General features: G+C 74.1%; 18 protein-coding genes. 8 read left to right on the top strand and 10 right to left on the bottom strand.

The window, feature by feature from the left end:
• The 5 genes from ABD823_RS07680 to ABD823_RS07700 all read right to left on the bottom strand — a co-directional run.
• A partial coding sequence (locus ABD823_RS07680) for a conjugal transfer protein (protein WP_344857288.1) occupies positions 1-551 on the bottom strand: 551 nt, incomplete at its 3' end.
• 46 nt (positions 552-597) lie between these two features.
• On the bottom strand, positions 598-876 hold the full coding sequence (locus tag ABD823_RS07685; RefSeq protein WP_344857515.1) for a hypothetical protein: 279 nt from the start codon (positions 874-876) through the stop codon (positions 598-600).
• 158 nt (positions 877-1,034) lie between these two features.
• On the bottom strand, positions 1,035-1,856 hold the full coding sequence (locus ABD823_RS07690) for a conjugal transfer protein (protein WP_344857289.1): 822 nt from the start codon (positions 1,854-1,856) through the stop codon (positions 1,035-1,037).
• A 706-nt stretch (positions 1,857-2,562) separates the two neighbouring features.
• Positions 2,563-3,651, bottom strand: coding sequence for a redox-regulated ATPase YchF (ychF, locus tag ABD823_RS07695; RefSeq protein ID WP_344857291.1), 1,089 nt, complete (start codon positions 3,649-3,651; stop codon positions 2,563-2,565).
• Between the two features lie 11 nt (positions 3,652-3,662).
• Entirely contained in the window at positions 3,663-4,463 is an 801-nt protein-coding gene (locus tag ABD823_RS07700; protein WP_344857293.1) for an LppU/SCO3897 family protein, read from the bottom strand.
• A 168-nt stretch (positions 4,464-4,631) separates the two neighbouring features.
• Between ABD823_RS07700 and ABD823_RS07705 the strand changes: the two genes are divergently transcribed.
• Both ABD823_RS07705 and ABD823_RS07710 read left to right on the top strand, forming a co-directional pair.
• Positions 4,632-5,945, top strand: a complete 1,314-nt coding sequence (locus ABD823_RS07705; protein WP_344857294.1) for a DNA recombination protein RmuC — start codon at positions 4,632-4,634, stop codon at positions 5,943-5,945.
• A gap of 84 nt (positions 5,946-6,029) precedes the next feature.
• Positions 6,030-6,554, top strand: coding sequence for a DUF6542 domain-containing protein (locus ABD823_RS07710; protein WP_344857295.1), 525 nt, complete (start codon positions 6,030-6,032; stop codon positions 6,552-6,554).
• Positions 6,555-6,582: 28 nt separating this feature from the next.
• On the opposite strand, the gene ABD823_RS07715 is transcribed toward ABD823_RS07710, so the two are convergent.
• Positions 6,583-7,551, bottom strand: coding sequence for a 4-hydroxy-3-methylbut-2-enyl diphosphate reductase (locus ABD823_RS07715; RefSeq protein ID WP_344857297.1), 969 nt, complete (start codon positions 7,549-7,551; stop codon positions 6,583-6,585).
• A 108-nt stretch (positions 7,552-7,659) separates the two neighbouring features.
• Here ABD823_RS07715 and ABD823_RS07720 point away from each other — a divergent pair, with 108 nt between their 5' ends.
• Positions 7,660-8,730: a hypothetical protein gene (locus tag ABD823_RS07720; RefSeq protein WP_344857299.1), complete on the top strand. Its 1,071-nt coding sequence runs from the start codon at positions 7,660-7,662 to the stop codon at positions 8,728-8,730.
• A 40-nt stretch (positions 8,731-8,770) separates the two neighbouring features.
• A complete protein-coding gene (gene xseA / locus ABD823_RS07725; RefSeq protein WP_344857301.1) occupies positions 8,771-9,988 on the top strand; it encodes an exodeoxyribonuclease VII large subunit in 1,218 nt (405 codons plus the stop codon).
• Here the strand turns inward: xseA and ABD823_RS07730 are convergent.
• The gene (locus tag ABD823_RS07730; protein WP_344857517.1) at positions 9,957-10,580 is read right to left on the bottom strand and encodes a GNAT family N-acetyltransferase; all 624 of its coding nucleotides are present in this window, start codon (positions 10,578-10,580) and stop codon (positions 9,957-9,959) included. The genes xseA and ABD823_RS07730 overlap by 32 nt on opposite strands.
• Here ABD823_RS07730 and ABD823_RS07735 point away from each other — a divergent pair.
• Positions 10,485-10,715: an exodeoxyribonuclease VII small subunit gene (locus ABD823_RS07735; protein WP_344857302.1), complete on the top strand. Its 231-nt coding sequence runs from the start codon at positions 10,485-10,487 to the stop codon at positions 10,713-10,715. The two genes, ABD823_RS07730 and ABD823_RS07735, sit on opposite strands and share 96 nt — an antisense overlap.
• A gap of 18 nt (positions 10,716-10,733) precedes the next feature.
• Here the strand turns inward: ABD823_RS07735 and ABD823_RS07740 are convergent, their stop codons facing one another.
• Together ABD823_RS07740 and ABD823_RS07745 are read right to left on the bottom strand one after the other, a co-directional pair.
• A complete protein-coding gene (locus tag ABD823_RS07740; RefSeq protein ID WP_344857304.1) occupies positions 10,734-11,372 on the bottom strand; it encodes a DUF4245 domain-containing protein in 639 nt (212 codons plus the stop codon).
• Positions 11,373-11,418: 46 nt separating this feature from the next.
• Positions 11,419-12,036 (bottom strand): TetR/AcrR family transcriptional regulator, encoded by a 618-nt coding sequence (locus tag ABD823_RS07745; protein WP_344857306.1) that lies wholly within the window; start codon positions 12,034-12,036, stop codon positions 11,419-11,421.
• 83 nt (positions 12,037-12,119) lie between these two features.
• On the opposite strand from ABD823_RS07745, the gene glpX reads away from it, so the two are divergent.
• Positions 12,120-13,154 carry a class II fructose-bisphosphatase gene (gene glpX / locus ABD823_RS07750; RefSeq protein ID WP_344857307.1) on the top strand — a complete coding sequence of 345 codons (1,035 nt, stop codon included), beginning with the start codon at positions 12,120-12,122 and terminating at the stop codon, positions 13,152-13,154.
• Positions 13,155-13,356: 202 nt separating this feature from the next.
• Positions 13,357-15,492 (top strand): serine/threonine-protein kinase, encoded by a 2,136-nt coding sequence (locus tag ABD823_RS07755; RefSeq protein ID WP_344857308.1) that lies wholly within the window; start codon positions 13,357-13,359, stop codon positions 15,490-15,492.
• A gap of 30 nt (positions 15,493-15,522) precedes the next feature.
• Here the strand turns inward: ABD823_RS07755 and ABD823_RS07760 are convergent, their stop codons facing one another.
• Positions 15,523-16,125: a DUF1707 SHOCT-like domain-containing protein gene (locus ABD823_RS07760; protein WP_344857309.1), complete on the bottom strand. Its 603-nt coding sequence runs from the start codon at positions 16,123-16,125 to the stop codon at positions 15,523-15,525.
• 157 nt (positions 16,126-16,282) lie between these two features.
• Between ABD823_RS07760 and ABD823_RS07765 the strand changes: the two genes are divergently transcribed.
• Positions 16,283-17,491, top strand: a complete 1,209-nt coding sequence (locus ABD823_RS07765; protein ID WP_344857310.1) for an MFS transporter — start codon at positions 16,283-16,285, stop codon at positions 17,489-17,491.
• Positions 17,492-17,509 lie beyond the last annotated feature (18 nt).

Below are 17,509 nucleotides of genomic sequence, written 5' to 3' on the forward strand. Positions count from 1 at the left end.
GCCGCCACCGCGGGGCGGACGGCGGCCCGGGTCGGCGCGGCGGCGCGTTTGGGGGCGGCGTGGCGGGCCCTGCGCGAAGTCCTGCCCGCGGCGGCCTTCCCCGCGCTCTCCGCTCCCGCCTCCCCTCCGGCCGTCCGCTCCGCCTTCCGCCCGGCCTTGACCCGGACGGTCGCGGCCTGCTCCGGGAGCGTCCGCCAGACCCTGCCGACGAGCGTGATCTCCGACGGCTCGGTCGAGGGTGCCATCCGGCACCAGGTGCGGGGCTCGCCCAGGTAGCGCGCCTGCGACTGGAGCAGCTCGGTGAGCCGCTTGCCCTCGATCACCGGCCGGGTGGACAGCCACGTCACCACGCCCGGCGGGACGAGGTAGAGCACGTGCCAGGGCGCGTCGAAGGGCACGCCGAGCACCGCGAGCAGGAACGACCACGGAGCCGTCACGCCCACGAACACACCGATCCAGACGATCGGAAGCGGCATCGGCAACCGTAGGTCGTACAGCTTGTAGAGCCGCTTCTCGATTCGCCAGATATTGGTATACGTGGGCAGGTCCACCCGCTCCTCCTCTCCGCTCTCTCCGTCCGGCCGCCAGGGCGCGGCCTCAGCCTCCGGTGATGCCCAGAGCGCCCGCGATCGCCTTGGCCGTCACCTCGATGATGTTGGGCACGTAGAAGATCACGCCGATGGCGATGGCGAGGATGATGAACTGGACGAACCTGGTGATCTCCCGGGTGAACAGGAAGAACAGCGCCACCACGGAGACGATGACGAGGAAGAGCGGGGCGAAGAACTGCCGGAGGAAGTCCGCCAGCCCCTCGGTGTCCACGCCCGCCGGGGGAGCGGTCGGCTGGCCGGTCGGCTGCTGAGCGAGGTCGATCACGCTCAGCAGGATGGTCTTCAGAGTCACTTATCGTCCTCCGTGCTTCATGACCACGCGCGCCGGAGGGTCGCACGGCGCGCACACGCCGCCCGCCTCGTCACCGGATCGCCGGCCAGGGGGGATCTGTTCACTGCGGACTGGCACCATTCGATCATGCGTCACCCCACGGACCGCCCCGCACCGCGGATGCTCTGGACGAACCACTTGTCGCCCTGCTTGACCACGGTGAGGACGTAGGCCTGCTCCAGCCTCCCGCTCATCTCCCCCGGATCGGCGGTGGCGCCGGCCTGCGGCGTCGCCCCCGTGGGCACCCCCCACACGACCGTCGCGGTCACCTCCCTGGTGGCGCCTCCGGTGAGCGGCACCAGGAGCTCCTTGAGCTCCAGGAAGGTCAAGGTCCCGCCGAACCCCTCCAGGACGGCCCCCTCGGCGGCGTACTGCTGCAGGGAGGCGGTGTCGCTGGCGGCGTAGGCCTTGAAGAAGTTGGCCATGGGCGTGCGGAGCTCCTGCTCGGCCGCCTCGTCGCGGTCGGGGTCGCGGACGGCGGGCAGGGTCGCCGGCGCCGGCGCCGGCAGGATGCCCGGGTGCCCGGAGACCACGAACCTCCCGGTCGCGCCGTCGTGGAAGACCGGGACGGACAGCAGCCTGCGGCGGTCGTCCGACTGGAACGCCAGGGTCACGACGGCGTTCTGCGCGTCGACGACCTCGATCCCGTAGGGCTGGATCGCTCCGGCGCTCATCCGGCCGAGGCCGTCCCAGCCGAACTGGGGGTCGGCGCCGTCGGGCAGGAAGGGCGCCAGCCGCCTGGCCCGCTCCTCCGTCCGCACGGCGTCGAAATTGAGGTAGACGGCCGCGAACTGGCTGGCGAAAGAGGTCGCCTTGGTCGTGGGGAATCCGGCGTCGGGGGAGACCGGGGCCCCGCTCGTGGTCGCCCCCTGATTCGTGAACCTCTCAAAAGGTGCACGAACCCCATTTACCACGATAACGATAATTAACGCCCAGAGGATGGCGCGTCCGGTCCACACCAGCCACCGTCCGCCGCCCCCGGCCCAGCCGCCGCGGCGCGGCGCCCGCCGCCCCCGCGCGGGCCCGGAGTCGTCGAACGCCTCCGGGTATGCCGACAGCTCCGGGTCACCAGCGATCTCAGGATCCCGCTGGACGGTTGACCTTCGAGCCATCACGCCTCCGCTCGCGCCGTCCCCCCGGCCGGCGCGGTGTCGTATTACTCCGGACCCCGTTAGCCATGGTGAAGCGATTACCTTAACCGCCTTGCCGATTCTTCCAGGAAAACCACGCCCATGCTGCAGTCATCACGTCGACTGAGCAAACCGGGTCTGGCGCCGTCCGGGCCTCCGGCGCCGTCCCACCGCGCGGGAAAGGGCGCGTTACCCCTGGCCACCGCCCGTCTCGATTACCGAAAGGCCACCCATTGCTATCCGAAAAGCACACCGACTGTCCCGACCTGCGTGTTCTGCGGACACGCCGTGACGGAACGTGACACGGCACAGGGCGGGCGCGGTCGGTGACCGCGCCCGCCCTGTGGGAGGACGGAGCCGGGGCGGGGTCCATGGCGGGATCCGCGCCGGGAGCCGGGGCGGGCCCCGCCGCGGCTCCCGCGGCGGGACCCGTCAGGCGCGTCACGGAGGGCTCCGGACGCGCCTGGAGCCGGAGGGGCCCCGGACCGGCTCAGACGTTGAAGCGGAACTCCACGACGTCGCCGTCGCGCATCACGTAGTCCTTGCCCTCGATGCGGGCCTTGCCCGCCTGCCGCGCCGCCGCGATGGAGCCCGCCTCCACCAGGTCGTCGAAGGAGACGACCTCCGCCTTGATGAAGCCGCGCTGGAAGTCGGTGTGGATGACCCCCGCCGCCTCGGGGGCGGTCGCGCCCTTGCGGATCGTCCAGGCCCGCGCCTCCTTCGGGCCCGCCGTCAGATAGGTCTGCAGGCCCAGGGTCTCGAAGCCGACGCGGGCGAGCTGCGCCAGGCCGGACTCCTCCTGGCCGACGGACTGCAGCAGCTCCAGCGCCTCCTCGTCGTCCAGCTCGACCAGCTCGGACTCGATCTTGGCGTCCAGGAAGACGGCCTCGGCGGGGGCGACCAGCGCCGAGAGCCTGCCCCGCAGCTCCACGTCGGTCAACTCGTCGGCGTCGAGGTTGAAGACGTACAGGAACGGCTTGGCGGTCAGCAGGTGCAGGTCCCGCAGGTCCGCCAGGTCGATCCCGGCGCCCTTGGCCCCGGCGTACAGGGTCGTGCCGCCGTCCAGGAGCTTGGCGGCCGCCTCGGCCGCGTCCAGGGCGGCCTTGCGGTCCTTGTTGTTCCTGGCCTCCTTCTGCAGGCGCGGGACGGCCTTCTCCAGCGTCTGCAGGTCGGCGAGGATCAGCTCGGTGTTGATGGTCTCGATGTCGCGCTGCGGGGAGACCTCGCCGTCCACGTGGGTCACGTCCGGGTCGGAGAAGACCCGGATGACCTGGCAGATCGCGTCGGTCTCTCGGATGTTGGCGAGGAACTGGTTGCCCCGGCCCTGCCCCTCCGAGGCACCCCTGACCAGGCCGGCGATGTCGACGAACTCGACCTTCGCGGGCAGGATCCGGGCGGAGCCGAAGATCTCGGCCAGCTTCTCCAGACGCGGGTCGGGCACGCCGACGATGCCCACGTTGGGCTCGATGGTGGCGAACGGGTAGTTCGCCGCCAGGGCGTTGGCGGTCTTGGTCAGCGCGTTGAAAAGCGTGGACTTGCCGACGTTGGGCAGTCCGACGATGCCGATGCTCAGGCTCACGTGACCCGAGTCTACGGGGAGCCGTGCAGTGCCACTCGCCGCAGGCAGGTCACAGGATGGGGAACCCCGGGCCCGCGCACCCTCAGATAGCGGTCCGAACCGGCGGGGCAGCCCGCGCGGGAGTCGCTCCTGGCCGTCACCCGCGCCCACGCCCGCGGGGAGCCGCACGGGATCTTGGCCAGCGCCCTGCGGCTGACCAGGCGGCGGCCGGGATCGACCACGCAGTCCCCCACGGCCAGCACCCCGCCTCCCTCGCCCAGGCACGCGACCGACCGCTCGCCGACCGCCAGCGCGTCCAGCGTGCCGTCCGGGCAGGTGCCGGACCGGTCCACCACGGCCAGCACCCTGCCGTACCAGCCCTCGGCGGAGCAGGGCCGCTCCCCGCCGCGCAGCGCCAGGCAGTCGCCCGCGCGCAGCATCCCGCCGCCCCGCCCCGGGTCTCCGGCGTGCGACCCTCTCAGGCTGCGCACGCACGCCGTACGGCGGGCCTGCGTGCCGTGCACGGCCACCTCCCCCGGTTCCCCCGCCGCGGCGGGGATCCCGACCAGCTCGTCGGTCTCGGCGGGGCAGCCGGGCGAGCGGGCGCCCACCACGGACAGCACCCTGCCGTCGGCGTCACCGCAGGAGGTCAGCTCGAACCTGGCGCCCACCCGGTCGACACAGGCCCCCTCGTCCCAGATGAGCGGGGCCGGAGCCGCCCGGCGGGCGTCCGCCGCCCGCTCCGCCGCCTGCTCGGCGTCGCCCCGCCCCGCGATGAGCCCGATCGCCGCGGCGCCGACGGTGGCGACGACGGCGAGCGCGACCCCCAGCACCGGCGCCGTCCTCGGGCGTGAGCCGTCCGTCCTCACAGAGCCCCCTCACCTTACGTGTTCCTTGAGAAACTTTGAGTGATGGAAGGCGTGTGCACAAGCGGAACGGCGCGGTCGGTCCGCTAGGCGTGTCGGGCCGCCCCCGCCCGCCGGACCTGGGATCATCCCGGCATGGACGTCATGGCACTCGCCTTCCAGCTCGCCGTGGGGCTCGCGGCGGGACTCGCCATCGGGTTCCTGCTCGGCAGGGCGCGCGCCTCCGCCGGGGCCGCCGGCGACGCCGCCCGCCTGGCGGACGCCGAGGCCCGGGCCAGGGCGGCCGAGGAGAAGGTCGTCTACGTCGAGGAGCAGCTCGCCGAGCGCTTCCGTGCCCTGTCGGCCCGCGCGCTCGACGTCAACAACCTCCGCTTCCTGGAACTGGCCGAGTCACGCCTGGCCACCGACCGCGCCGCGGCCGCGGGAGAGCTGGAGCAGCGCAAGCAGGCCGTCGAGCACCTGATCGAGCCGCTGAAGGACACCCTGGCCCGGGTCGAGGCCCAGCTGCGCGACACCGAGTCGGGCCAGCGGGCGGCGCACGCCGAGCTGACCCGGCACATCGAGATCATCAGGGAGAGCAACGACCGGCTCCGCGCCCAGACCAACGCCCTGGTCCGCGCCCTGCAGCGGCCCGAGGGCGGGGGCCGCTGGGGCGAGCTGCAGCTGCGCAGGGTCGCCGAGATCGCCGGCATGCAGCGCCACTGCGACTTCGAGGAGCAGGCGAGCGCGGCCACCGCCGACGGCGCCCTCCGGCCCGACATGGTCGTGCGGCTGGCGGGCGGCAAGAACATCGTGGTCGACGCCAAGGTCTCGCTCGCCGCCTACCTGGAGGCCGCCGAGGCCGCCGACCCCGACCTGCGCGCCGCCCGGCTCGACGACCACGCCCGGCACGTGCGCGAGCACGTGGACCGGCTGGCCGCCAAGGCCTACTGGCAGGCCTTCGCCCCCGCGCCGGAGTTCATGGTGCTCTTCATCCCCGGGGAGGCGTTCCTGGCCCCGGCGCTGGAGCGCGACCCCGGTCTGCTGGAGTACGCCATGCGCCGGCGGGTGCACATCGCCACCCCCACCACGCTGGTCACCATGCTCCGCACCGCGCACTACGCCTGGCAGCAGGCCGCGCTCAGCGAGAACGCCCGCGCGGTCTTCGAGCTGGGCAAGGAGCTCTACGAGCGGCTGAGCAGCATGGGGCGGAACCTGGACGCGCTGGGCCGCTCGCTGAGCCGGTCGGTGGACGCCTACAACCGGACGGTCGGGTCCCTGGAGACCCGGGTCCTGGTGAGCGCGCGCAAGCTGAACGACCTGGGCCTGGTCGACGGCGACCTGGACCGGCCGCAGACGGTGGAGGACCTGCCGCGCGCGCTGGCCTCCCCCGAACTGCTGGAAGAAGAGACGCCAAGCGCGTCCCCCGTCCCCCGGTTGAACGGTAAGTTGGCCGACGAGCCGCTTTGAGACCCGTTTCCAGAAGCCGGGGGAAGTCGGAGACTGGAGACCACGGCAGGCGGTGCGAGGGGGCGACGGGCGAGGTGGTCACAGGTGGGTGAGCGGAACCCGGAATCCGGTATCCGGCTGACCGCGCGGGGCGCGGTGGCGGCAGTGCTGGCGTCCACGCTGCTGGGCAGCCTGCTGAGCTCCCTGTCCGGCCTGCCGGCCGTGGTCGGCGTGGCGTTCGTGGCCGGCTGCCTCGCCGCGGTGTGGCTGGTGAACCCGCGCGACCTGCTCTCGCTGGTGGTCTCCCCGCCTCTGGCGTTCTTCGCCGCCGTGCTGGTCGCCGAGGCGGTGCGGGCGGCGTCCGCGGCCTCGCCGGCCGCGGCGTTCAGTCTCGGCGTCTACAGCTCGCTGTCCCGGGGGGCGCCGTGGCTGTTCGCCGGCTCGGCGCTGGTCCTGGTCGTCGCCTGGCGGCGCGGCCTGCCCGACTGCGTCCGTGAGCTGCGCGAGGAGCTGCGCGCCTCGGGGGCCGCCGTGCCCCGCCCGCGCTCGGGCGGGTCGGCGGGCTTCGCCCCCGAGCCCGAGGGCTATTTCGAGCCCCGGATGTACGGCACGCCCCGCGAGGGCCAGTAACCCCCGCGGGGCGTGCCGCTCCGGCGGGTCAGACTCCGGCGCGCAGGTCCTTGCGGAGCTCGTGCGGGAGCGCGAAGCGCACGCTCTCCTCGACGGAGCGGACCTCCTCCACGTCGTGGAAGCCGTGCGAGGCCAGGCGCTCCAGGACGCCGGCGACGAGCTCGTCGGGCACCGAGGCGCCGCTGGTCACGCCGACCGTGGTGACGCCCTCCAGCCACTCGTCCCGGATGAACGAGGCGTCGTCGACCAGGTGGGCGGCGTCGGCCCCGTGGTCGAGGGCGACCTCGACCAGGCGCTTGGAGTTGGAGGAGTTCTCCGAGCCGACGACGATGACCAGCTCGGCCCGGGCGGCGATCTCCTTCACCGCGACCTGGCGGTTCTGGGTGGCGTAGCAGATGTCGTCGCTCGGCGGGTCGATGAGGTTGGGGAAGCGCTCCTTGAGCCGGGCGACCGTCTCGGTGGTCTCGTCCACCGAGAGCGTGGTCTGGGAGAGCCACACCAGCCGCTCGGGGTCCTTCACCTGGACGGAGCCGACCGCGTCGAGGCCGTCCACGAGCTGGATGTGGTCGGGCGCCTCGCCGGCGGTGCCCTCGACCTCCTCGTGGCCCGCGTGGCCGATCAGCAGGATGTCGTAGTCCTGGGCGGCGAACCGCCGGGCCTCGTTGTGGACCTTGGTGACCAGCGGGCAGGTGGCGTCGATGGTCTTCAGGTTGCGCTGGGCTGCCTCTGCGTGGACGGCCGGGGAGACGCCGTGGGCGGAGAAGACGACGATGGCGCCCTCGGGGACCTCGTCGGTCTCCTCGACGAAGATCGCTCCGCGCTCCTCCAGGGTCTTGACCACGTGCGTGTTGTGGACGATCTGCTTGCGCACGTAGATCGGCGCGCCGTACTGCTCCAGGGCCTTCTCGACGGCCTGGACCGCACGGTCGACCCCCGCGCAGTATCCACGGGGCTTCGCCACAAGCACGCGTCGAGTCGCGCCGGTCTTAGAAGTCATGTTCTTATGCTACGTGGAGTATCCATGAGGCCCGTTCCCGCGCCTCTTGACCTCACAAAGCACCCTATTGCCGGATCAGCCGTCCAATACCGTTCTCCAGGAGACGAAATGTCAGTCCCGGATCTCTTCCGCAACGTCGCCGGGAAGGCGAAGGAACTACCGCTCTACGTGCTTCAGACCGCCCTGAGCGGGGTCGGGCAGGCGCTGCTGCTCGGCGACCGGGTCCGGAGCAGGATCAAGCGCGCGGCCGGCGCGGACGGCGACCTCCGCGAGGAGCGGCCGGAGGCCTCCGGGCAGCCGTCCGGAGCCGAGGAGAAGGCCGGGGCCGCGGAGGAGGCGGCGGAGAGGCCCGCCCGCCGCGAGCCGGTCATCTTCGCCCCGGCCAAGCCGAAGACCGCCGGGGCCGGGACCGCCGAGACCGAGACCGCCGGGGCCGGGACCGCCGGGGCCGGGACCGCCGAGGCCGGGACCGCCGAGGCCGGGACCGCCGAGGCCGTCGGGAGCGCCGAGGCCGTCGCCGAGAAGCCCGCCGCGCCCGCCGCCGGGACCGCGGCGTCCGCGAAGGCCGAGCCCGCCGTCGGGAAGGCCGCGGCCTCCGGGGCCGGCACGGCCGAGGCCGAGCCGGTCACCCTCGCCCCCGTCGCCCCCAGGATCCCCACGGCCAAGGCTCCCGAGCCCGAGGCCGCGGTGCCCGTGCCGCCCGCGGTGAAGGTCGAGGTGGCCGAGGTCGACGTGGAGGTCGACAAGCCCGACTCGACCGGCGCCACCCCGGTCGAGGCCGAGGTCGAGGTCGTGAAGACCAAGCCCGCCGAGCCCGAGCTCGCCAGGTCCAGGGCCACCCGGGCCAGGGCCGCGAAGGCCGGGGCGGAGAAGGCCGCGGCGCCGAAGAGCGCGGCACCGAGGAGGTCCGCGTCGAAGAGCGCGGCGCCGAAGGCGGGCAAGGCCGCGCCGGTCGCCGGAGCCGGGGAGAACGGGGGCCGGACCGCGGACGGGGACGTGCCCGCCGAGCCGCTGCCCGGCTACTCCGGGCTGACCGTCGCCTCCCTGCGCGCCCGCATGCGCGGCAAGAGCGTCCAGCAGATCAAGGACATGATCGCCTACGAGCAGGCCACCACGGCCCGGCCCGAGGTCGTGAGGATGTTCGAGAACCGCCTGGCCAAGCTGGAGGCCGGCGAGTAGGCCCGCCCGGCCGCCGCGTCCGGCGCGTAGGCTGCCCGCCATGACGTCGAAGACCTCTCCGGAGCAGCCGCTGCCGGTCCGCACCGTGCTCCAGATGGTGGGCGGCTGGATCGGCAAGCTCGGCACCGTCTGGGTCGAGGGGCAGATCACCGAGCTGACCGCGCGGGGCGGCACGGTGTTCCTGACGCTGCGCGACCCGGTGGCCAACGTCTCCGCCCGGGTGACCTGCCCGCGCGGGGTCTACGAGGCGACCTCCCCCCGCCCGGTGGACGGCGCCCGGGTCGTCATGAACCTGAAGCCCGACTTCTGGGTCAACCGGGGCTCGTTCGCGTTCACCGCGCTGGAGATGCGCCCGGTCGGCGTCGGCGAGCTGCTGGCCCGCCTGGAGCGGCTGCGCCAGGTGCTCGCCGCCGAGGGGCTCTTCGCCGCCGACCGCAAGCGCCGCCTGCCGTTCCTGCCGGGCACGGTCGGGCTGATCTGCGGACGCGACTCGGCGGCCGAGCGCGACGTGCTGGAGAACGCCCGGCGGCGATGGCCCGCGGTCCGGTTCAAGGTCGAGCAGGTGGCGGTGCAGGGGCCGTACGCCGTCGGCGAGGTCACCGAGGCGCTGCGGCGGCTCGACGCGGACGCCGAGGTCGAGGTCGTCGTGATCGCCCGGGGCGGCGGGTCGATGGAGGACCTGCTGCCCTTCTCCGACGAGGCGCTGGTCCGGGCGGTGGCGGCCTGCCGCACCCCGGTGGTCAGCGCGATCGGCCACGAGCAGGACAGCCCGCTGCTCGACCTGGTCGCCGACGTGCGGGCCTCCACGCCCACCGACGCGGCCAAGAAGGTCGTGCCCGACGTCGGCGAGCAGCTCGCGCTGGTGCGCCAGCTCCGCGACCGGGGCCGCCGGGTGGTCGGCGGCTGGCTGGACCGCGAGACGGCCTGGCTGGCGGCGGTCCGCTCCCGGCCCGCCCTGGCCGACCCGGTCCGCGAGATCGAGCGCCGCGCCGAGCAGGCCGAGCAGCTGCGGGACCGGGCCCGGCGGGCGCTGTCGGGCTCCCTGGACCGCGCGCAGGACTCCCTGGGCCACCTCCGCGCCCGCCTGGTCGCGCTCTCCCCCGCCGCCACGCTGGAGCGCGGCTACGCGATCGTGCAGCGTCCCGGGGGCGAGGTCGTACGGCGGGCGGCCGGCGTCGCCGGCGGCGAGGAGCTGACGGTCCGCTTCCCCGACGACCGCGTCACGGTCATCGCCGCCCGGAAGGATCCCGCCACGTGAGCGAGGGATAGCCGTCCTCGACGAAGCCGAACTCCCGGTAGAGCGGCTCCCCGTCGGAGGTCGCGTGCAGGTCCACCTTGCGCACGCCCTGCGCCCGGTACCAGTCCATCAGCGCCCCCATGACGGCCCTGCCGTGTCCCCTGCGCCGGTGGCGCGGGTCGGTGGTCATGCCCTGGACGTAGCCGTAGCGGCCGTCGGGGAGCGTCGGCCCCGGGAGGCGGTCGAAGATCAGGCCGACGCCGCAGGCGGCGAGGCCGCCCTCCGGGGCGTCCACGACGTAGACGGCCGTGTCGGGGCTGCCGAGCCGCTCCGCGAGGCTCTCGGCGTAGGCCTCCTGCCAGTGTTCGAAGACCGGCGTGCCGTCCCGGGCCATGCGGTCGGTCAGGATCTCGCGGAGGCGGACCAGCTCGGAGATGTCGTCGGGGGTCGCATCGCGTACGTTCACCGTCCCAGTCTTCCAACCCGTCCGCCGCGCCGAGCCCCTAGGGTGTGAGGCGTGGCCGAGGAGAAGACACCGTCGTATGAGCAGGCACGCGAGGAGCTGACCGAGGTGGTCCGCCGCCTGGAGGCGGGCGGGCTCACCCTGGAGCAGTCGATCGAGCTGTGGGAGCGCGGCGAGAAGCTGGCCGCGCTCTGCGAGGAGTGGTTGCAGGGCGCCCGGGTGAAGCTCGCGGCGGCCATGGCGCAGCGCCGGCAGCCCGACCCCGGCGCGGAGTCGCCCTTCTGACGGCCCCGTTCGGCCGGGTCAGCCCGTGGCGGAGGGGCTGGAGGCCGGAGCGGGGGCCGCCGTGGCGGACGGGTCGGCGGCCGGGGCGTCCGCGGGCCGGTCCTGCTCCTTCAGCACGGCGGCGAAGGCCGTGAGCTCGTCCCACCCCGCGGTGCCGGTGACGACGAGGGTGGAGCCGGGCAGGAAGCGCACCAGCGAGCGCTGGTCCTTGTCCTCGCGGTGGCGCTTCTCCCAGGTCGCCCCGGCGATCTGCACGGTGCCGACGACCTTGTCGCTGTTGGCCATCCGGTTGGCGAACTCCGCGGCGGGCTTCTCGTCGCTCTGCGCGAGCATCGCGTGGCGGCGTCGGCCGATCTCCGGATCCACCGTGGTGGCGAAGCCGAGACGCCAGGTCACCGGCTCCTTCCCGGACCTCTTCGCGCCCGTCTCGGGGGTCTTGCGGGAACTGGTGGGGATCCAGCCCTCCGGTACGGTTCCGGGTGCCCAGACCTGGTACGGCGCCTCACGCCGCATGGCGGCGACGTCCATGGAGTAGTCGATGCGCGGGATGCGCTCCTCCCGGCTCTGCGGGGTGACGAGCAGGAAGACGAAGACGCCGAGGAGGCAGATGAGCATCGCGGCGACGTAGCCGCGGAAACCCTCAGTGAACCGTTGCACGACTGGCGAGACTACCCGCCGGACGGGCCGGTCCCGTCCAGAGGGCTCATCCGGCGCTCTGCGGGCTGCGCATCTGCCCGATGATGGCCAGCACGTCCTCGGCGAGCCGCCGGGAGGCCTCCTCGTCCGGGGAGAGCACCACCTCCTGGACCGCGGCGGCCAGCGCGCCGGTGACGACCACGACCAGGGCCCCCTCGTCGCCCTCGAACAGGGCGGCGTTGCGCTTGGCCCACTGGCGCAGCCGGTCGCGCATGATGATCTCGAAACCGGGCGGGCCGTCGCCGCGCAGGAACAGCGCGGAGAGCTCGCGTTCGTCCAGGGAGCCCTCCAGGTAGGCGCGGGCCCCGGCGATGAACAGCCGCATCGGGTCGGTCTCGCCCTCGGCCTTGGCGGCCTGGACCGCGTGCTTGGTGCGCTGGGTCTGCCGGGCCTGGAACTCGTCGAAGAGCGTCAGGTAGAGGTCGGCCTTGCCGGAGAAGTGGTGGTAGAGGCTTCCCACGCTGGCGCCCGCGCGCGCGACGACGTCGGTCACGCCCGCCTCGGCGAAGCCGCTCGTGACGAAGACCTCCCGGGCCGCCGCCAGGAGTGCGCCGCGGGTGGCCGCGCCCCGCTCAGAGGTCCGCGCGGCCACGCCCGACGCCGACCGCTCCGTGTCGCTGCTCATGGTCGGCAGGTTATCCCTTCACGGGCCGGTGAGAGGGGGACAACTACGATCGTTGCAGTAATCCACGAGAGGGGCCTTTCGCCATGTCCGAGCAGACGTCAGTTCCCGCCGCCCTCGCCACGGGCGAACACGCGCCTGACCGCAACCTCGCCCTGGAACTGGTCCGGGTGACCGAGGCCGCCGCGATGGCCGCCGCCCGCTGGGTGGGCCGGGGTGACAAGAACGGCGCCGACGGCGCGGCCGTCAACGCGATGCGCCAGTTGATCAACACGGTCTCGATGAACGGCGTGGTGGTGATCGGCGAGGGTGAGAAGGACAACGCGCCGATGCTCTACAACGGCGAGTCCGTGGGCGACGGCACCGGCGCGGAGTGCGACGTGGCCGTGGACCCGATCGACGGCACCCGCCTGACCTCCCTCGGCATGCCCAACGCCATCTCGGTCATCGCGGTCAGCGAGCGCGGCTCGATGTACGACCCGTCGGCCGTCTTCTACATGGACAAGCTGGTGACCGGCCCCGAGGCCGCCTCGTCGGTGGACATCAACGCGCCGGTGGCCGACAACATCGCCGCGGTGGCCCGGGCCAAGGGCTGCGCGTCCTCCGACGTGACGGTGGTCATCCTGGACCGGCCCCGCCACGAGAAGATCATCCGTGAGGTCCGGGAGACCGGCGCGCGGATCAAGCTCATCACCGACGGAGACGTGGCCGGTGCGATCATGGCGGCCCGCACGGGCACCGGCGTCGACCTGATGCTCGGCATCGGCGGCACCCCGGAGGGCATCATCGCGGCCTGCGCGCTCAAGTGCCTGGGCGGGGTGATCCAGGGCAGGCTCTGGCCGCGCGACGACGCCGAGCGGCGCAAGGCGCTGGACGCGGGCCTGGACCTGGACGCCACGCTGACCACCGACGACCTGGTCAAGTCCGACGACGTGTTCTTCGCCGCCACCGGCATCACCGACGGCGAGATCATGCAGGGCGTGCGCTACCGGGGCGGCCACGCCGTGACCAGCTCCCTCGTCATGCGCGGCCGGTCCGGCACGATCCGCAAGATCGAGAGCGAGCACCAGCTCTGGAAGCTGCGCGCCTACAGCGCGATCAACTTCGACACCGCCGTCTGAGCGTCGGCACCGCCGTCCAGCGCGGCTCCGGCCGGGGTCCGTCCGGGGTCCGGCACCCGGGTGGATCCCGGGTGCCGGACCGGGTGATCCCGGGCGCGGCCCGGGCCGCGCCCAGACCGTCCGGTTGTGGCAGAGTCCACATCGGGATCTTCCCGACCGCCGCCGGCGCGGAGGCCGGCCGCGGGTGAGAAGGAGGTGCGCGGTGCCCGATCCCGCCGGACTGGGTGCGGACGACCCCGAGCGGATCGGCGGTCACCGGCTGACCGGCGTGCTGGGCGAGGGCGGCCAGGGCAAGGTCTATCTCGGCCGGGCCGCCTCGGGGCGCCCGGTGGCCGTCAAGGTGCTGCACGCCCGGGTGGCCGCCGACGCGGTGTCCCGGGAGCGGTTCGAGCGGGAGGCGCGGCTCGCCCGCCGGGTGGCGGCGTTCTGCACCGCCCAGGTGCTGGACGCCGGCATCTCGGACGGGCGTCCCTACCTGGTCAGCGAGTACGTCCCCGGCCCCTCCCTGCGCGATCTGGTGCTCTCCGACGGTCCGCGCACCGGCGGCGGGCTGGAGCGGCTGGCGATCGCCACCATGACGGCGCTGGAGGCCATCCACCGGGTCGGCATCGTCCACCGCGACTTCAAGCCGGGAAACGTGATCATGGGGCCGGAGGGGCCGGTGGTCATCGACTTCGGCATCGCCCGCATCCTGGACGCCACCGCCACCACCCAGTCGGTGCTCGTGGGCACGCCCGCCTACATGGCGCCCGAGCAGTTCGCCGGGGAGCCCGCGGGCCCGGCCTCCGACGTGTTCGCCTGGGCCGCCGCCATGGTGTACGCGGCGACCGGGCACCCGGCCTTCCCCGGTGAGCACCCCGCGGCGGTGATGGGCGCCGTCCTGGGGCGGGAGCCGGACCTGGAGGGCGTGCCGGAGCGGCTCCGCCCTCTGCTGGCGGCCTGCCTGGCGAAGGACCCCTCCGCCCGGCCCGGGGCCGGTGACGTGCTGGCCGAGCTCACCGGCCGCGCCTCCGCCTCCCCGCCGGTCGCCGGGGAGCGGGGCGGCCGGGAGCCGGACGGGAGCCGGGAGCCGGGCGGGAGCCCACCGGGAACGGTCCCCGGGTCACCGGGTTCCGAGGCGCCCGCTCCCGTGACCTCGGATCCTGACGCCTCCGCCCCCGGGACCCCGGAACCCGGAGCGTCCGATTCCGGGACTTGGGACCTCGGAGCGTCCGATCCCGGGACCCCGGAACCCGGCGCCTCCGCCCCCGCGGTGCGGGCGTACCGGCGGATCCCGGTTCTGGTGCTGGTCGCCGTCGTGGTGATCGCCGCCGCCGGATTCGGCGTCCGGTCGCTCGTCTCCGCCCTCTCCGGCGCCTCCGCGCCTTCCGACGGGGTGCTGACCGGCCACACCGCTCCGGTCACGTCCGTCGCGGTGGCGCGGCTCGGCGACCGGCAGGTCGTCGTCTCCGGCGGAGACGACGGCACGCTGCGCCTGTGGGACCCGGTCACCCGCGAGCAGCTCGGCGGGCCGCTCACCGGCCACACCGCTCCGGTCGCCTCGATCGCGGTGACCCAGCTCGGCGACCGGCAGGTCGCCCTCTCCGGCGGCTGGGACGGCACGCTGCGCGCGTGGGACCTGACCACCCGCGAACAGATCGGCGGGCCCTTCATCGACCAGCGCGAACCGGTCGTCTCGGTCGCGGTGACCCAACTGGACGACCGGCGCGTCGCCGTCTCCGGCGGCCGGGACGGCACACTGCGCGTATGGGACCTGACCACCCGCGAGCGGCTCGGCGAGCTGGCCACCGGCCACATCGGCGGATCCGTCTCCGTCACGGCGGCGCAGCTCGACGGCCGGCACGTCGTCATCTCCGGCAGCGCCGGCTCCGGTGGCTGGGACACGGCGGTGCGGGTGTGGGACCTGGCCACCGGCAGGCAGCTCGGCGCGCCGTTCATCGGCCACACCGAGGGCGTCGGCGCGGTCGCGGTGGCGCGGCTCGGCGACCGGCCGGTCGCCGTCTCCGGCGGCTGGGACGGCACGCTGCGCGTATGGGACCTGGAGACCCGCGAGCAGCTCGGCGGGCCGCTCACCGGCCACACCGAACCGGTCACCTCGGTCGCGGTGACGCAGCTGGACGAGCGGCCGGTCGCCGTCTCCGGCGGCCGGGACGGCACCGTGCGGATCTGGGACCTGACCACCCGCGAGCAGCTCGGCGGGCCGCTCACCGGCCACACGGGATCGGTCCTCTCCGTCGCGGCGGCGCAGTTCGGCGACCGGCCGGTCGCCGTCTCCGGCGGGTACGACGCGGCGGTGCGGACCTGGGACCTGACCGCCCGCCGGGAGACCGCCGGGTGACCGTCCCCCGCTCCGGTCCGGCCGCCCCCGTCAGCGGCGGAACCAGGAGCGGCGGGGGCGCTTGGGCGACTTGGCGACGATGGTGCCCATGGAGACCAGGCCGGTGATCTCGATGAGCGGACCGTCCGGAGAGGGGCGGACCTGGTTCTTCTTCCCGCCCATGACGGCCGAGGCGGGCATCTCGATCCGCACGCCCTCCGGGACGATCAGGGTGAGCGTGCCGCCGATCACGGTGACCTGGAGGGTCACGTGGCTGGACTGCAGCAGCGCCTCGCACAGGTCGAGGGTGACGTTGGAGCAGATCGCGGTGGCGGTGAAGCGGTTGGGCACCACCCAGCGGCCCTCCCGCTTCTCCGAGCCGAAGAAGGCGGTCACGGGCCGGACGTCGGTGCGCAGCGGCTGCTCCTCCGGCGGGAGCAGGTCGGTGGTGAGTGCGGCGAGCTCGCCCAGCGTGCGGGACCGGTAGACCGCCTCCAGCCGCTCGGCGTGCTCCACCTGGTCCAGCCGCCCGTCGGCCAGCGCCTCGGTCAGCACCGCGGCCACCCGCTCGCGGTCGGCGTCTCCCGCCCGCAGGTCACCGGGGCGCGGCGCCGGCTCTTTCCCGCGGAGCGCAGGGGGTCGGGAATCGTCCACGATCCGACCATAGTCCCTGGCGGCGCCCGGCGCGCCCGGCTCGGGACGGCCCCTCGCGCGGGCCCGGGACGGGCGGGCCGGCGACCGTTGACCGGGCGCAAGCGCGCCCTTACGCTGACGAGAACTTGAACCCCCCTCATGTTCTCGGGAGGTCGCGATGCCGACCCCGCGTGACCGGCAGGCCCGGGTGGCGACCTGGGCCGCGTTCTTCGTGCAGGGCCTGTGCTTCGCCACCCTGCTCACCCACGTGGCCGACCTGCAGCGCGGATTCGGCCTGAGCGACGGCGACCTCACCCTCGTCCTGCTGCTCGTGCCGGTGATCGCGGGGGTGGGGAGCGGTCTCGCCGGGCTGCTCGCCACCCGGTACGGCAGCGCCCCTGTCCTGCGCACCGCCCAGCTCGCCGTCTGCGCCGTCGTGGTCCTGGTGGGCTGGAACGACGGGCTCGCCGCGCTGTACGTGCTGAGCGCCGCCTTCGGCCTCGCCGTCGGAGCGGTCGACGCGGCGATGAACATGCAGGCGGTGGCGGTCGAGCGCCGGTACGGCATGAGCGTGCTGACCGGCTTCCACGCCGTGTGGAGCGTCGGCTCCATGCTGGGGGCGGGGATCAACTCCGCCGCCAGCGCTCTGGAGGTGGACCTCGCCTGGTCGTTCACCGCCCCGATGGTGCTCGGCGCGGTCGTCTCGCTGGCCGTGCTCCCCCGCCTGTACGGCGCGGGCGAGGAGCGGGCCGGGCGGACCGGCGCGGAGCCCGCGGCCGGGTCCGCCGCCCGGGTGCCGTGGCGCCCGATCGTCCCGCTCTGCCTGGCGATGGCGTTCCTCTACGTCGGCGACGCGGCGATCTCCAACTACAGCACGGTCTACATGGAGCAGGCGCTGGCCGCGAGCGGCTGGGTCGTGCCGCTGGCCTACCTCGCCTACCAGGCCGCCATGCTGGCCGCCCGGGTCCCCGGGGACCTCGCCGTGCGCCGGTACGGCCCGGCCCCCGTGGTCCGCGCGGGCGCGGTGGTCGCGGCGCTGGGCGTGCTCGGCGTCGTCGCCGCCCCCGGCGCGGTGGTCGCCGTCCTGTCGTTCGGCCTGGCCGGGGTGGGCCTGTCCGTGATCGCCCCGCAGTCGTTCTCTGCGGCGGGCCGCCTCGGCGCCGGGGCGGAGACGGCGATCGCCCGGGTCAACATGTTCAACTACGTCGGGTTCGTCGTCGGCGCCGCCGTGGTCGGCACGCTCAACGGCACCCTGGACGTGCGCGCGGCGTTCGTGCCCGCCGTGGTCCTGGTCGCGCTGATCGTGCCGCTGGCCGGGGGCTTCCGCCCGAAGGTCCCGGCCGCTCCGGCCTCCCCGTCGGCCCCGGCCTCCCCCGCGACCCCGTAGCGCCCGCCCCGCTCCGGG

This window comes from Planomonospora alba (genome assembly GCF_039534085.1).
GTDB classification, from domain to species: domain Bacteria; phylum Actinomycetota; class Actinomycetes; order Streptosporangiales; family Streptosporangiaceae; genus Planomonospora_B; species Planomonospora_B alba.